Origin of the sequence: Streptomyces glaucus, from assembly GCF_039533365.1 — a bacterium.
In the GTDB taxonomy this organism is placed as follows: Bacteria; Actinomycetota; Actinomycetes; order Streptomycetales; family Streptomycetaceae; genus Streptomyces; species Streptomyces glaucus.
In genome coordinates, this window is the sequence record NZ_BAAATK010000044.1 from 1 (window position 1) to 14,211 (window position 14,211).

At 76.5% G+C, this 14,211-nt stretch carries 12 protein-coding genes; 5 read left to right on the top strand and 7 right to left on the bottom strand.

Annotated features, from left to right (window positions below; genetic code table 11):
- The first annotated feature begins 190 nt into the window (after positions 1-190).
- Positions 191-421: a hypothetical protein gene (locus tag ABD363_RS25630; RefSeq protein ID WP_344607601.1), complete on the top strand. Its 231-nt coding sequence runs from the start codon at positions 191-193 to the stop codon at positions 419-421.
- 9 nt (positions 422-430) lie between these two features.
- Here the strand turns inward: ABD363_RS25630 and ABD363_RS25635 are convergent, their stop codons facing one another.
- The 3 genes from ABD363_RS25635 to ABD363_RS25645 form a co-directional block, all read right to left on the bottom strand.
- Positions 431-1,621, bottom strand: a complete 1,191-nt coding sequence (locus ABD363_RS25635; RefSeq protein ID WP_344607603.1) for an amidohydrolase — start codon at positions 1,619-1,621, stop codon at positions 431-433.
- Positions 1,622-2,002: 381 nt separating this feature from the next.
- A complete protein-coding gene (locus tag ABD363_RS25640; RefSeq protein WP_344607605.1) occupies positions 2,003-3,370 on the bottom strand; it encodes a trypsin-like serine protease in 1,368 nt (455 codons plus the stop codon).
- A 146-nt stretch (positions 3,371-3,516) separates the two neighbouring features.
- Positions 3,517-5,181 carry an alkaline phosphatase D family protein gene (locus ABD363_RS25645; RefSeq protein WP_344607607.1) on the bottom strand — a complete coding sequence of 555 codons (1,665 nt, stop codon included), beginning with the start codon at positions 5,179-5,181 and terminating at the stop codon, positions 3,517-3,519.
- Between the two features lie 292 nt (positions 5,182-5,473).
- Between ABD363_RS25645 and ABD363_RS25650 the strand changes: the two genes are divergently transcribed.
- From ABD363_RS25650 to ABD363_RS25665, 4 genes are all read left to right on the top strand, one after another.
- Positions 5,474-7,009, top strand: a complete 1,536-nt coding sequence (locus ABD363_RS25650; protein WP_344607609.1) for an FAD-dependent monooxygenase — start codon at positions 5,474-5,476, stop codon at positions 7,007-7,009.
- 59 nt (positions 7,010-7,068) lie between these two features.
- Positions 7,069-7,770: a helix-turn-helix transcriptional regulator gene (locus tag ABD363_RS25655; protein ID WP_344607611.1), complete on the top strand. Its 702-nt coding sequence runs from the start codon at positions 7,069-7,071 to the stop codon at positions 7,768-7,770.
- The gene (locus ABD363_RS25660; protein WP_344607613.1) at positions 7,767-8,744 is read left to right on the top strand and encodes a pyridoxal-phosphate dependent enzyme; all 978 of its coding nucleotides are present in this window, start codon (positions 7,767-7,769) and stop codon (positions 8,742-8,744) included. The genes ABD363_RS25655 and ABD363_RS25660 overlap by 4 nt, the downstream gene beginning before the upstream one ends.
- Before the next feature lie 130 nt (positions 8,745-8,874).
- Positions 8,875-9,234, top strand: coding sequence for a cupin domain-containing protein (locus tag ABD363_RS25665; RefSeq protein ID WP_344607615.1), 360 nt, complete (start codon positions 8,875-8,877; stop codon positions 9,232-9,234).
- 542 nt (positions 9,235-9,776) lie between these two features.
- Here ABD363_RS25665 and ABD363_RS25670 read toward each other — a convergent pair.
- The 4 genes from ABD363_RS25670 to ABD363_RS25685 all read right to left on the bottom strand — a co-directional run bounded on the left by ABD363_RS25670 (position 9,777) and on the right by ABD363_RS25685 (position 14,207).
- Complete coding sequence (locus ABD363_RS25670) at positions 9,777-10,445, bottom strand: LutC/YkgG family protein (RefSeq protein ID WP_344607617.1); 669 nt, start codon at positions 10,443-10,445, stop codon at positions 9,777-9,779.
- Positions 10,442-11,929 (bottom strand): LutB/LldF family L-lactate oxidation iron-sulfur protein, encoded by a 1,488-nt coding sequence (locus tag ABD363_RS25675; protein WP_344607619.1) that lies wholly within the window; start codon positions 11,927-11,929, stop codon positions 10,442-10,444. Before ABD363_RS25675 ends, ABD363_RS25670 begins: the two co-directional genes overlap by 4 nt.
- On the bottom strand, positions 11,926-12,681 hold the full coding sequence (locus ABD363_RS25680) for a (Fe-S)-binding protein (protein ID WP_344607621.1): 756 nt from the start codon (positions 12,679-12,681) through the stop codon (positions 11,926-11,928). The genes ABD363_RS25675 and ABD363_RS25680 overlap by 4 nt, the downstream gene beginning before the upstream one ends.
- Before the next feature lie 74 nt (positions 12,682-12,755).
- On the bottom strand, positions 12,756-14,207 hold the full coding sequence (locus ABD363_RS25685) for a rhamnulokinase (RefSeq protein ID WP_344607623.1): 1,452 nt from the start codon (positions 14,205-14,207) through the stop codon (positions 12,756-12,758).
- Positions 14,208-14,211 lie beyond the last annotated feature (4 nt).

Consider the following 14,211-nt stretch of genomic DNA (forward strand, 5'->3'; position numbering starts at 1 on the left):
GCCCTGAAAGGGCAACCACCCGCCAGCCGCGTCCCCAACCTCACGGGTCAGTACAACTAGCGGTCCCCGGACCGTGGGAGGGCTCACACGCCCGGGCGCGACGCCGCCGGCGCGCCCGGGCGGCGGCCGTTTCCGCTCCCGGCCCCGGGGGAACCCGCACAGCCCCTGAGACCCGACCGGAGGTGCGGAGATGACCGACCAGCACGACGCTCATGAGGACCCCCGGGCCGACCAGTACGCGCGGGCGCGGGACGAGGACGAGCCGGGCGCGCACTCCGGCTCCGAGAGCCAGGCGCGGGAGCGCACGGTCCCGGGGACGGCGAGCGCCAAGGAGGGCTACCAGACCGGGCGCGGCACGACGGCCGGCAAGCCCCTGGAGGGCGTGGAGGCCGAGGAGGGGGAGGAGCCGGGCCGGGAGTGACGGCCGGCGTCACTCCCCGGCGGCCGGCGCCGCCCGGTGCCGGGCCCGGGCCTCCTCGCGCAGCTCCGGGTCGAGCAGGACGTCCGCCGCGGTGCACGCCAGCGCCTCCGTCGCCGCGGCCAGCACCTCGCGGGCCCGGCCGGAGGCGGCGGCCTCGGCGAACCCGGGGGTGTGGTCGGACCCGTCCTCGCCCATGATCGCGACGAACGGGTGGATCGCCGGCACCCGCGCGCTGACGTTGCCGATGTCCGACGACCCCAGGTACACCCCGGGCACGGGCGGCGTGAGCGCGATCCCCGCCCGGGCCAGGTGCCCGGCGAACCGGTCGGAGAGCACGCCGCTGTCCCGGAAGTGCTCGTAGCGGACCGTGGCGCGCTCCACCTCGGCCCGGGTGCCGGTGGCCCGGGCGACGCCCTCGGCGCAGGTGCGCAGCTGCCCGGCCAGCTCCTCCAGCGCCCCGGTGGTGGCCGCCCGCAGCCCGAACAGGCCCTGCGCGTACTCGGGGACGATGTTGGTGGCCGTGCCGCCGTGGGTGATGATGCCCTGCACGTGCGAGGCCTCCGGCAGGCGCCGCCCCACCACGCCCAGCACGTTGAACAGCTCGATCAGCGCCGCCAGCGCGTCGACGCCCTCGGTGGGACTGCCCGTGGGGTGCGCGGCCCGCCCGTGGAAGGCCACCCGGTACTGCACCTGCGCGGTCAGCGGCGCCCGCCGCCAGTCGTGCACCCCCGGGTGGAACATCAGCGCCGCGTCGACGTCGTCGAACACCCCCGCCTCCACTTCGGCGGCCTTCCCGCCGCCGCCCTCCTCGGCGGGCGTGCCCACGGCCAGCACGCAGCCGGGGGAGCCGTCCAGCGCGACGCGCGCCGCGAGCGCCGCGCCCAGGCCGGCGGCGGCGATGAGGTTGTGGCCGCAGGCGTGGCCGAGGCCGGGCAGGGCGTCGTACTCCAGCAGCAGCGCCACCGCGGGACGGCCGCGGCCGGCGCGGGCGGCGAACGCGGTCGGCAGGCCCGCCACCCCGCGCTCCACCGCGAACCCGGCGCGTTCCAGCTCGCCGGTGAGCAGGGCCGCCGCCCGGTGCTCGGCGAAGGCGTACTCCGGGTCGGCGTGCAGCCGCAGCGCGATGTCCCACAGCGCGTCGGCCCGGCCGGTCACCTCCTCGTGGATCTTCCGGTGGATGTCGTCGAGTGCGCGGGTCACGCGGCCTCCCGGGGCTCGGATGCGGCGGATGTCGTCGCCCACCGGGTTCCGCCGTCCGGGCGCCATGACACCCGCGGTGTTCCGGCGGGCACGCGCCGCGACACCGCGGGACGGCGTGCCCGGCGGCCGTGCCGCGGCCCCGGACACCGGTATGTGCGCACGGCGGCGCGGTTCCGGCGCCCCGCCGTCCTTCCGCAGCGGGGCGGCCCCCGGCCGGCGGGCGTTCCCGGGCTTCCGGCCCGGCACCGCCCCGGCCGGGGCGCCCGCCCGCCGGTACCGCGCCCGGGACGCGTCCGCGGCCACCGCGTACGCCTCCCCCGCGGAGGACCGGCCGGCGCCGGCCCAGTGCGGGGCCCCCGCGCCGGGCCGGCCGCGCGCCTCCTACACCCGCTGCCACAGGGCCGGGGTGCCCTCGGGCGGCCAGCCCTGCTGCGCCTGGTGGCTCTGCAGGCACCGGTAGCGCACACCGGCGCGGGTCACCGTGGCGCCGGCGGCGTAGACACGGCCCGCGGCCCACGCGGTCGCCGCCGCGCCGTCCTGGGCGGCGTCCTGGCCGGACGCCGTCCTCAGGGTGAGGCCGAAGTCGTCGAGGATCGGGTTGACCGGCTGGTGGAACGTGATCCCGCCGCTGGTGCAGTCGCCGGTGCCGCCCGAGGTGACGCCCTGGGCCTGGGAACCCCAGACGTAGGGGCCGCCCGAGTCGCCGGGTTCGGCGCACACCGTGGTCCGGGTCAGGCCGTGGACGGTGCCCTCGGGGTAGCTGACGCTCGTGTCGTGCTGCCGGACGGTGCCGCAGCGCCAGCCCGTGGTGGAGCCGGCGCGGCAAATCGACGCCCCGACGAGGGCCTCCGCCGAGCCGGTGATCCTCGTCCGCGTGCCGCCCTGCCCGCGGACGTCGGCCGTCGCGGCCCACCCGCTGTCGACGCCCACCCAGGCCATGTCCTTGCCGGGGAACACCGCGGCCCGGAACGTCCCCTGGTCGCTCCGGTCGGAGCCGGTGGTCCGGGCGCCCGCCCGGCCGCAGTGCCCCGCCGTGACGAAGCCCTGCTGCGCGCCTTTGGTGACGGAGAAACCGACGGTGCAGCGGGCCCTGCCGTCGATGTGGTAGGCGTCACCGCCGACGAGGTCCGCCAGCACCCGCGGCCGGAGCGCCGACACCCGGACGGCCACGCCCTGCGCCTGGACACCGGCGGCCCTGATGAGGGCGTCGGCGGCGGACCGCTTCGTGGCCTGGACGACGACCCGGTTCGCCGGCACGTCGACGTACCGGACGGGGGTGTCGGAGGTCTTCGCCCGGGCGGCGGCCGCGTCCAGCTTCCCCTTGACCGCCCGCAGGCCGGCGAGCGGGGTCCGGACGACGACGGCCCTGGCGCCCTGGGCCCGGATGACGGGCGCGTCCGCGGCGCGGGTGGTCGCGACGGTGAGCTCGGCGGAGGTCGCGCCGCGCACCCAGGCGCCGGCGAAGCGGTCGCCCAGGGCGCCGCGCAGGCGGCCCGCCCGGGCGCCGGCTTCCGCCTCGTTGACCAGCCGGGCGGCCGCCTGGTCCGGGGTCAGCCCCAGGTCGCGCTGGAGCGCGCGCAGCACCTCGGGCGACGGCCGGTCGGCACCGAGCGTCTGGGCAGCGCCGGGCCGGGAGTCCGGCGCGGGCGGCCGCGCGGCCGCCGCGGCCGCGGGGAGCGAGGTCAGGACGAGGGCGCCGAGAGCGGTCAGGGCGGCCCGGCGCCGGGCCGCGGCGTGTCTGCCGACCATGCGATGTACCTCCTGCGAGTACGGGGGGGACTGCGGGGAGGTCATAGGCCTTGCCGCAACGGCCCGGACCGATGTCACGGACGGTCCCGCTTCGCGCGATGGGGGACGCCGGGGGTGCCATGTGCAGTACGCGGGCCCGGGGCGGCTCACGCGGGTTTCAGGCCCGGCGCGCCCACCTCGGTGACGAAGGACGCGGCCGTGGTGACGGGGGCACCGGGCGTGGTGACGGCGGGGACGGTCCGGAAGTCGATCCGGGCGTCGCTACGTCCGAGTCCGACCCGGACGTAGCCGCGCCTGCCGTCGTAGAACCGCAGGTGCGGGTTGGCCCTCAGGTACGTGTCCCAGGTGGCCGGTCGCTCCGTGCCGTCCCCGCCGCTGGTCACGGAGGTGGCGGTCAGTTCCGTGCCGACGGTCCTCGACCCCGGGTCGTCGAAGTCCTCCTTGATGTCGAAGGCGTACGCCACGTGGACGTCACCGGTGAGCACCAGCCAGTTGTCCACGCCGGCCGCCCTCGCCCCGGCGACGACCCGGTCGCGGGAGGCGCGGTAGCCGTCCCAGGCGTCCATGGAGACCCTGGCCGGGTCGCCCAGGTCGAACTTGCGCTGGGAGAAGCACACCTGCTGGGGCGTCACGTTCCACAGCGCGGTCGAGGTCCGCCAGCCGTCGATCAGCCAGCGTTCCTGCGCGTCCCCGGTGATGGTCCGCCCGGGGTCGTCCGACTCGGGCCCCGGCACGTGCGGCCGGTCGCCGTAGGCCTGGTCGGAGCGGTACTGGCGGGTGTCGAGGACGTCGAACTGGGCGAGCGTGCCCCAGTGCAGCCGGCGGTACAGCAGCGCGTCGGGGCCCTGGGCCAGCTGGGCGGCCCGCAGCGGCTGGTTCTCCCAGTACGCCCGGTAGGCGGCGGCCCGCCGCACCAGGAACTGCTCCGGCGGGCTGCCGTTCTCGTCGACGGCGCCGGCGTAGTTGTTCTCGGTCTCGTGGTCGTCCCAGGTGACCACGAAGGGATGGGCGGCGTGCACGGCCCTGAGGTCCGGGTCGCTCTTGTACAGCGCGTAGCGCATCCGGTAGTCCGCCAGCGTCGTCGTCTCCCGGGCGAACACGTCGGGCAGCCCGGCGCCGGTGTAGCGGCGTGCGCCGCCCACGGCGTCGACGGGGTACTCGTACAGGTAGTCGCCGAGGTGGAGGACCACGTCGACGTCGTCCTCGGCGAGGTGCCGGTGCACCGTGTAGTAGCCGTCGTGGTAGGCCTGGCAGGCGACGGCGGCGAGCCGGAGGGCGGCGGTGTCCTCGCCCGGGCCGGGGGCGGTGCGGGTGCGGCCGGCCGGGCTGATCCAGGCGCCGGCCCGGAACCGGTAGTGGTACTCGGTGCCGGGCGCGAGGCCCTTGACGTCGACGTGCACGCTGTGGCCGTACTCGGGATGGGCCTCGGCGACGCCCCGCTGCTCGACGCGGGCGAAGAGCTCGTCCCGGGCCACCTCCCACTCCACGGCGACGCGCTGCACGCCCAGCCCGCCGTCCGGCTCGAACGGGGCGGGAGCGAGCCGGGTCCACAGCACCACCGAGTCCGGCAGCGGGTCCCCCGAGGCGACTCCGAGGGTGAACGGGTCGTCGGTGATGCGGGCCGCGTCGCGCACGGGGACGGCGTACGCGCCGCGGACCGGCAGGTTGGTGCCGAAGGCGAGCGCGGACGCCGTCGCGGTGACGGTGAGGAAGCGCCGGCGGGCCAGGTGCGGGGCGGCGGCGCGCAGCGCGGCGTCGTGCGGGGAGAAGGCGTGCTCGGACAGTGCTTCGGGACGGTCCGTCGGCGCCATCTGGTGTCCTCTCGTACGGGGCGGGCGGCTCCACGGACGCGCGGCACGCGCGACCGGGTCGCCCCGGGCGGCCGCCCCCGCGCCCACCGGTCCGCGGATGTGGATCACGCATGCTAGGCGGACGGGACGCGCGGAACCGGCAGGGCGTGCGGAGCGGTCACACGGGAGGCGGTACGGGCGCCGGGCCGGCGCGGCGCCGCCGGGGCCGGCGGGGTGACGGCCCGGCGCCGGCCGGCGCGGCGTCCGGCGGCGCCGCCGGGCCGCCACCCGCGTCCCGCACTACCGTGGACCCATGACGGCACCCGTGGACGTGCTGGTGGTCGGCGCCGGGCCCACCGGGCTCGCGCTCGCCGCCCAACTGCGCGCCTTCGGGGCCCGGTTCCGCATCGTCGACCGTGCGCCCGGCCCGGTGCGCGAGTCCCGGGCGCTCGCCGTCCAGCCCCGCACCCTGGAGGCGCTGGCGGGCTTCGGCGTGACGGACGACCTGGTCGCCCGCGGCAGCCCCGCGCTGCGGCTGCGGCTGCACCTGCCCCGGCGCGAGGTGCGGCTGCCGCTCTTCGACACCGGGCTGGCCGGCACCGCCTACCCCTTCCTGCTCTTCCTGTCGCAGGCGGAGACCGAGCACGTCCTCGGCGCGCACCTGCGCGCGCGGGGCGTGCCGGTCGAGCGCGGCACCGCCCTGGCCGGACTGCGGCGGCGGGGCCCGTACGCCGACTGCCTGCTGCGCGGCGCCGACGGGCGGGAGGAGACGCTGCGGGCCCGTTACGTCGCCGGATGCGACGGCGCCCACAGCGCCGTCCGCGACCTCGCGGGCATCGGCTTCGAGGGGCGCGCCTACCCGCAGACCTTCCTGCTCGCCGACCTGGAGGTGGACGGCCTGGAACCCGGCGCCGTGCACACGTATCTGAGCGGGGCGGGCGTGCTGTTCTTCTTCCCGCTCGGCGCCCCGGCCGGCTGGCGGATCCTCGCGATGCGGCCGCCCGGCGCCCCGGACGCCGAGGTGACGCTGCCGCTGCTGCAGCGGATCGCCGACCGGTACACGGCGGGCCGGGCGCGGCTGCGGGACCCGGTCTGGACGACCGCCTTCCGCATCCACGACCGCGGCGCCGCCCGCTACCGCGCCGGGCCCTGCTTCCTCGCCGGGGACGCGGCCCACATCCACAGCCCGGCCGGCGCGCAGGGCATGAACACCGGCATCCAGGACGCCCTCAACCTGGGCTGGAAGCTCGCCCTGGTGTGCCGGGGCGCCGCCCCCGAGGAGCTGCTGGAGACCTACGAGGCCGAACGCGCCCCGGTGGGCCGTGCCGTGCGGCGCCTGACCGACCTGGCCTTCACCTTCGCCACCGGCCGCGGCCCGGCCGCACGGTTCGCCCGCACCCGGCTCGCCCCGCTGCTGGCCCCGTTGGTGCCGCGGACCGCCGCCGTGCGCCGCCCGGTCTTCCGCCGGGTCGCCGAACTCGCGGTCCACTACCGCCGCGGCCCCCTGGCCACCACCGGCCCGCGGCCGCCCGCCCGGGGCCCGCGCGCGGGGGACCGGCTGCCCGACCTCCCGCGCGGCCTGCAGGCGCGGACGGCGGCACCGGCCTGGCACCTGCTGCTCGCCGGACCACCGCACCGGTGGCCCGACGCCCGCCTCGCCCCGGTCCTGGACGGGCGGACGGACCTGATCGCCGTCCACCGGCTCGGCGACCGCGGCCCCTGGCCGGACACCGCCCACGGCCTCGTCCGCCCCGACGGCTACCTCGGATACGTGGCGGGCGGCGCGGACCTGGCCGGGCTCGGCGCGTACGCGGACCGCTGGATCCTCCCCGCCGAAGAAATGGACTGACAGTCCAGTGAATGGACATGTAGTCTAAGGGCGATGAGCGACGAGGAAGCGGGTGCCCGGTGACGGACGAGCGGCGGACCCCGGACGGCGAGCGGGACGCGATCCTGGCCGCGCTGATCCCGGTGGTGCACGGGATCGCGGCCACCTTCGGCCCGGTCTGCGAGGTGGTCCTGCACGACTACCGGCGCCCCGAGCGGTCGGTGGTCGCCGTCGCCGGCTCGGTGACCGGGCGGCGGGCGGGCGGGGCGATGAGCGAGATCGGCATGCGGGTGCTCGCCCGCGGCGACGAGGCGGCCGACGAGCTCAACTACCTCACCCGGACCGGGAACGGGACGCTGGTGAAGTCCTCCACCATGGTGCTGCGCGACTCCACGGGCGCCGTGTTCGGCGCCCTGTGCGTCAACCTGGACGTCACCGCCGTCGACCGGGCCCAGGCCCTGCTCGGCGCCCTCGCCGGCGGCGCGGGCGCGCCCGCCGACCTGCCGACGACCGCCTTCGGCAACGACATCGACGCGGTGGTCGACGCCATCGTCGACGCCCACCCGCTGCGCCGGCACAAGGGCTGGGCGGAACTCGACCGGGCGCAGCGCCTGGAGCTGTTCCGGAGCCTGGACGCCCGCGGGGTGTTCGCCGTGCGCCGCGCCGTCGAGCAGGTCGCCGCCCGGCTCGGCATCTCCCGCGCCTCCGCCTACAGCTACCTGTCCCGGGCCCGGGCCGCGGCCGGCCCGGATCCCGGCCCGACCGAAGGAGCGGACACGTGACGACCACCACCCCACCGGTCACCCTGGACGACGTACGGGACGCCGCCGCCCGGCTGGCGGGCGTCGCGCACCGCACCCCGGTCCTGCGGTCGCGGACCCTCGACGCGCTCGTCGGCGCCGAGGTGTTCCTCAAGTGCGAGAATCTCCAGCGGGTGGGCGCCTTCAAGTTCCGCGGCGCCTACCACGCGGCCTCCCGTCTCGCACCCGGGCAGCGGGCCCGGGGCCTGGTCGCCTACTCCTCCGGGAACCACGCCCAGGCCGTCGCCCTGGCCGCCCGGGAACTCGGCACCACCGCCGTGATCGTCATGCCCGAGGACGCCCCGCCGTCGAAGCGGGCCGCCACCGCCGGCTACGGCGCCGAGATCGTCACCTACGACCGCTACCGCGGCGACCGCGTCGCCCTCGCCGAGGCCCTGGCGGCCGAGCGGGGACTGACCCTGATCCCGCCCTACGAGCATCCGCACGTCATCGCCGGGCAGGGCACCGCCGCCCTGGAACTCCTGGAGGAGACGGGGGAGCTGGACGCGCTGGTCGTCCCCGTCGGCGGCGGCGGACTGATCGCGGGGAGCGCCACGGCGGCCAAGGGGCTGTACCCGGGGACACGGGTGATCGGCGTCGAACCGGAGGCCGGCGACGACACCAGGCGGTCCCTGGAGGCGGGGCGGCGCGTCGCCGTCCCGGTGCCGCGCACCATCGCCGACGGGCAGGCCCTGCACATCCCCGGAGAGCTGACCTTCTCGATGAACCGGCTGCTCGTCGACGGGATCGTGCTGGTCTCCGACGACGAGATCCGGGACGCGATGCGGTTCGCCTTCGAACGTCTGAAGACCGTGGTCGAGCCGAGCGGCGCGACCCCGCTGGCCGCCCTGCTCACCGGCCGCCTCGGCCGCCTCCCGCGCCGGGTCGGCGTGATCGTCTCCGGCGGCAACGTCGACGCCGGACGCTTCGCGCGGCTCTGCGGCCAGAAGGACTGAGGGCCGCCCCGCCGGGTGGCGGCCCCGGTCCGGCGGACGGACGATGGGGTGGGGCGGTACGCCGCCGTGCCACCGGGCGGGCGGCGACCGGCCCGGGCCGCGCGGAGCGTGACCGGAAGGGAGGAGCGTCATGCTGGAGGTCAAGACGCTCGACAAGCCGGACGAGCGGCGCGATTTCCCCCGCGGACACCTCGAAGCCGTCCACCTGACAGGGCTGGACTTCGCGGTGGCCACCTTCGAGCCGGGCTGGCGCTGGTCGGAGTCCGTGGCTCCGATCGCCGGGACCGGCAGCTGCCGGGTCCACCACAACGGCTACGTCGTCCAGGGACGCATGTGCATCCGCATGGACGACGGCGCCGAGCACGAGGTGGGCCCCGGCGACGTCTTCGTGTGCCCGCCGGGCCACGACGCCTGGGTGGTGGGCGACGAGCCCGTCGTCGCCTACGACTTCGCCGGGCAGATGGCCACGGAGTACGCGAAGGCGCGGTAGCGGCGCACCCCGCCGTTCCTCCGGCAGCCGGTCCGCCGAGGCGCCGGACCGCCGGGGGAACGGCACTCGCGCGTGCCGGCCCCGGACCGGCGCGGCCGTCGGCGCAGCGTTCCCCGCGGCCTGCGCGGAAAGCGCCGTCGGCACCGGACCCACCTTTTGAACTGTTTCAAGTCTCACCCTCAACTGAAGGGTGAGGGTGGGGCATCGTGGAGGCATCTGCACGTTGTTCGTGCCGCTTGACGGATGGACGCGTGTCATCGGCGCCACTGGCTTCGACGGCCGGCCTGAATCGGTACCACCCCGGCCGGCCGGAGGGACACGGCACGCATGACGGAGCCGGCGGCGCGGCCCGCGGAAGAGTGCGGCGCGGGACGATGCTCACCACGGCGCCGCGCCCGCCTCGGCCGCCCCCGCCCCGGACCGCGTCACCGGGACCGGCCCGACGGTCGAGCACCGCACCGACCCGCTCGGCGCGGACGCCGAACCGTGAGTCCGCGAACTCGGCCTGCACGACACCGGGGCCCAGCGGCGCCGTCCGGCCGCTACGAGGTGACCGCCGAACTCCCCTGACCGCTCACCAGCACCACCTCCAGGGTGCGCGGGCCGTGCACCCCCTCGACCCGGTCCAGTTCGATGTCGCTGGTCGCCGACGGGCCGGAGATCCAGGTCAGCGGACGGGCCGGGTCGAGCCGGCCGAGGGCCTGCGGCACGGAGGAGACGACCTGCTCGGGGACCCGCACGACGCAGATGTGGTGGTCGGGGACGAGCGTGATGCGGCGGCGGCCCTGATCGGGGCCGCCGTCCAGCACGATCGTGCCGGTCTCGGCGACGGCGACCGCGCAGCCGGTGACCACGCTGTCGACCCGGTCCAGCTCGTGCGGGGTGCTCGACGCCAGGTCCGGGACCTGCTCGGCCCGGACCTCCGCGAGCCAGGCGGGGTCCAGGCCCGGCGGTACGAGCACTGTCCGCGCGCCCCGCGCGGCCAGCATCCCGGCGAGCGTCGCCGCCAGGTCGCCGGCCGTGCAGCGGTGCACGACGGCCCGGTAGTCCGCCAGGTTCTCCGCCAGCAGGTCCACCGTCGCCCCGGTGTCCAGCCCGCCGTGCTCGCGCAGGTAGGCGCGCGGGACGGCCTCCTCGTACGGCGTGTCGTCCGGCGGGACGTCCGCCAGCGCGCGCCGCACCCGGCCCAGGATCCGTTCCCTGCTGCTCACTTCGCGCCGTCCTTTCCGCCACGTGTGCGCTGCCACCAGTCGCGGAAGGGTTCCGCGGGCACCGGCGGCAGGTCCCGGGTGCCGCTCCAGGCCCGGCCGGGCCCCGGCAGGGTGCGCGGGTGGAAGCGGCGGGTGCGGGACGCCAGCCGCTGCCCGGTGCGCAGCGCGCCCGGACGGGTCAGCGCCCAGCGGGCCGCGCGCATCGCCGCCCGCTCGGCGGCGTGCCCCTTGGCGGGCTTGAGCACCACCCGGTTGCCCCCGCGGACCACGGGCCCGCCCTGCACGACCCGTTCCCGCAGGTGCACCAGCACCTCGGGGATGTCGATGGCGACCGGGCACACCTCGTAGCAGGCCCCGCACAGACTCGACGCGTACGGCAGCGAGGCGTCGATCTCGCTGGCCGTGCCCCGCAGCTGGGGGCTGAGGATCGCGCCGATCGGGCCGGGGTAGACCGAGCCGTAGGCGTGGCCGCCGGCCCGCTCGTACACCGGGCAGACGTTCAGGCAGGCCGAGCAGCGGATGCAGCGCAGCGCCTGGCGGCCGACCTCGTCGGCGAGGGTGTCGGTGCGGCCGTTGTCCAGCAGCACCAGGTGGAAGACGCGCGGCCCGTCGGCCGTCCGGGAGTCCGTCGTGCCGGTCCACATGGAGGTGTACGGGTTCATGCGCTCGGCCGTGGAGGAGCGGGGCAGGGTCTGCAGGAACACCTCCAGGTCCCGCCAGGTCGGCACCACCTTCTCGATGCCGACGACCGAGATCAGCGTCTCGGGCAGGGTCAGGCACATCCGCCCGTTGCCCTCGGACTCCACGACGACCAGCGTGCCGGTCTCGGCGACCATGAAGTTGGCGCCGGAGACGCCGACCTTGGCGCGCAGGAACTTCTCCCGCAGGTGCAGGCGCGCGGCCTCGGCGAGCTCGGCGGGAGTGTCGGTCAGGTCCTCGGGGGCCGGACGGCCCCACGCGCCCATCTCGTCGCGGAAGATGTCCCGGATCTCGCCCCGGTTGCGGTGGATGGCCGGGACCAGGATGTGCGAGGGCCGGTCCTTGCCCAGCTGCACGATCAGCTCGGCGAGATCGGTCTCGTACGCCCGGATGCCCGCGGCCTGGAGGGCCTCGTTGAGGCCGATCTCCTGCGTGGCCATCGACTTGACCTTGACGACCTCCGACTCGCCGGTCTCCTTGACCAGGCGGGTCACGATCCGGTTGGCCTCGTCGGCGTCGGCGGCCCAGTGGACGGTGCCGCCCGCGGCCGTCACCGCCTCCTCCAGCTGCACCAGGTAGCGGTCCAGGTGGCGCAGCGTGTGGTCCTTGATCCGCTTGCCCGCCTCGCGCAGGGCCGCCCAGTCGGGGACCTCCGCGACCGCCTTCGCCCGCTTGGCGCGGATGGTGCGGGTGGCGTGCCGCAGGTTGCCGCGCAGGGTCGCGTCGCGCACGGCCTCGTGCGCGGCCTTCGGGAACGCCGGCATGCCGACGAACGTGCCGCTCATGACGCCGGTTCCTCCTTGGTGCTCGCCAGGATCTCCGCGATGTGCACCGGCCGCATGTCCGCCTTGAGCCGGGTCATGGTGCCGCCGATGTGCATCAGGCAGGAGTTGTCGGCCGCGCACAGCACTTCCGCGCCCGTCGAGGCGGCGTTGCGCACCTTGTCCGCGCCCATCGCCGCGGAGACGTCGGAGTTCTTCAGCGCGAAGGTGCCGCCGAAGCCGCAGCACTCCTCCGCACCCGGCAGCTCGACCAGCTCCAGCCCCTCCACGGCCCGCAGCAGCCGCCGGGGCCGGTCGCCCAGGCCCAGGCCGCGCAGCCCGTGGCAGGTCGGGTGGTAGGTCACCGTGTGCGGGTAGTACGCCCCGACGTCCGTCACCCCCAGCACGTCCACCAGGAACTCCGTCAGCTCGTACGTCCTGGGCACCACGGGCGCCAGGGCGGCGGCGAGGGCGTCGCCGCGCCCCTCGGCCCGCGCCCGCTCGCCCATGCGCGGGTACAGCTCCCGCACCATCGCCCCGCACGACCCCGACGGCGTGACGACCGCCTCGTAGTCCCGGAAGACGTCGGCGAAGTGCCGGGCCAGGGGCTCCGCCTCGTGCCGGTACCCGGTGTTGTAGTGCGCCTGCCCGCAGCAGGTCTGGGCGACGGGGAAGTCGACCTCGACGCCCAGCCTGGTCAGCAGCTTCACCACGGCGCGCCCGGTGTCCGGATAGAGCGTGTCGTTGACACAGGTCAGGAACAGGGCGACACGCATCGCGGCTCCTTGTGGTCGATCATCGGACGGGTTGCAGGGTAGTCCCGGGCCACGGCCCGGGGGAGGCCCCCGGGTCAGCTCCCGGCGAGCCGGGCCTCGGCCGCGCGCCACCGGGCCGTGCCGCCGCGCGGCTCGTACCGGGTCAGCGGCTGGGTGCGGACGAGCAGACGGCGCGTTCCGGCCAGGTCGCCGGCCAGTCCGTGGGCGCGGGCCTGCACCAGGACGTTGCCGAGCGCCGCCGCCTCCGCCGGGCCCGCGACCACCGGCAGCCCGCAGGCGTCGGCGGTGAGCTGGCACAGCAGCGCGTTGCGGGTGCCGCCGCCGACGACGTGCACGACGTCGACCGGATGACCGGCGAGCCGCTGCGCGTCCTCGACGGCCCTGCGGTGGGCGAGGGCGAGGGAGTCGAGGATGCAGCGGGTGACCTCGGCGCGGGACTCCGGCACCGGCTGCCCCGAGGCCCGGCAGGCCTCGGCGATCCGCTCCGGCATCCGGCCCGGCGCGAGGAACGCGGCGTCGCCGGCGTCCACCACCGACCGCAGCGCCGGCACCCGGGCGGCCTCCCGCAGCAGCTCGCCCAGGTCCGGGTCGCCCCAGGCCCGTACGCACTCCTGCAGCAGCCACAGCCCCATGATGTTGCGCAGGTAGCGGACCGTGCCGTCCAGTCCCAGCTCGTTGGTGAAGTTGGCGGCGCGGCTCTCCTCCGTCAGCACCGGCGCGGACAGCTCCAGGCCCGCCAGGGACCAGGTGCCGGTGCAGATGTACGCGAACCGCTCGCCGTCGGCCGGGACGGCGGCCACCGCGGAGGCGGTGTCGTGCGAGCCGACCGCCGTCACCGGCACCGGGCCGGTCAGCCCGGTCTCCTCCAGCACCTCGGGCCGCAGCACGCCCGCCGGGTCGCCGGGGTGCCGCAGCGGCGCGAACAGGCCCAGGTCGATGCCGAGCCGCTCGGCCACGTCGTGCGCCCAGTCACGGGTGCGCGGGTCGATCAGCTGGGTGGTGGAGGCGTTGGTCAGCTCGGTGCCCTGCTCGCCCGTCAGCCAGTACGTCAGCAGGTCGGGGATGAGCAGCAGCCGCTCGGCGCGGGCGAGCTGGGCGGAGGAGCGGGCCGCGGTCAGCTGGTAGAGGGTGTTGAACGGGGCGTACTGCAGCCCGGTCGCGGCGTACAGCTCGGACGCGGGCACGGTCGCCCACACCTTCTCCGCGACGCCCTCGGTGCGGCCGTCGCGGTAGTGCACGGGGTTGCCCAGCAGCGCCCCGTCCGCGTCCAGCAGCCCGTAGTCCACCGCCCAGCTGTCGATGCCGGCCGAGTCGAGCCGCCCGCCGCTGCGGGCGCCGGCCGCGCGCAGCCCGTCCAGCACCCCCGCGTACAGCCCGAGGACGTCCCACCGCAGCCCCTCCGGCACGCGCACCGGCCGGTTGGGGAAGCGGTGCGCCTCCTCCAGCTCCAGGCTGTCGGGGCCGACGCGGCCGACCATGACGCGCCCGCTGGACGCGCCGAGGTCGACCGCGGCGTACGCCTTCACGCCC

What these genes read in the sequence shown, in the direction of transcription:
- ABD363_RS25630 (WP_344607601.1), top strand. Translation starts at nt 191, where the DNA reads ATGACCGACCAGCACGACGCTCATGAGGACCCCCGGGCCGACCAGTAC.
- ABD363_RS25640 (WP_344607605.1), bottom strand. Translation starts at nt 3,370, where the DNA reads ATGGTCGGCAGACACGCCGCGGCCCGGCGCCGGGCCGCCCTGACCGCT.
- ABD363_RS25645 (WP_344607607.1), bottom strand. Translation starts at nt 5,181, where the DNA reads ATGGCGCCGACGGACCGTCCCGAAGCACTGTCCGAGCACGCCTTCTCC.
- ABD363_RS25650 (WP_344607609.1), top strand. Translation starts at nt 5,474, where the DNA reads ATGACGGCACCCGTGGACGTGCTGGTGGTCGGCGCCGGGCCCACCGGG.
- ABD363_RS25665 (WP_344607615.1), top strand. Translation starts at nt 8,875, where the DNA reads ATGCTGGAGGTCAAGACGCTCGACAAGCCGGACGAGCGGCGCGATTTC.
- ABD363_RS25675 (WP_344607619.1), bottom strand. Translation starts at nt 11,929, where the DNA reads ATGAGCGGCACGTTCGTCGGCATGCCGGCGTTCCCGAAGGCCGCGCAC.
- ABD363_RS25680 (WP_344607621.1), bottom strand. Translation starts at nt 12,681, where the DNA reads ATGCGTGTCGCCCTGTTCCTGACCTGTGTCAACGACACGCTCTATCCG.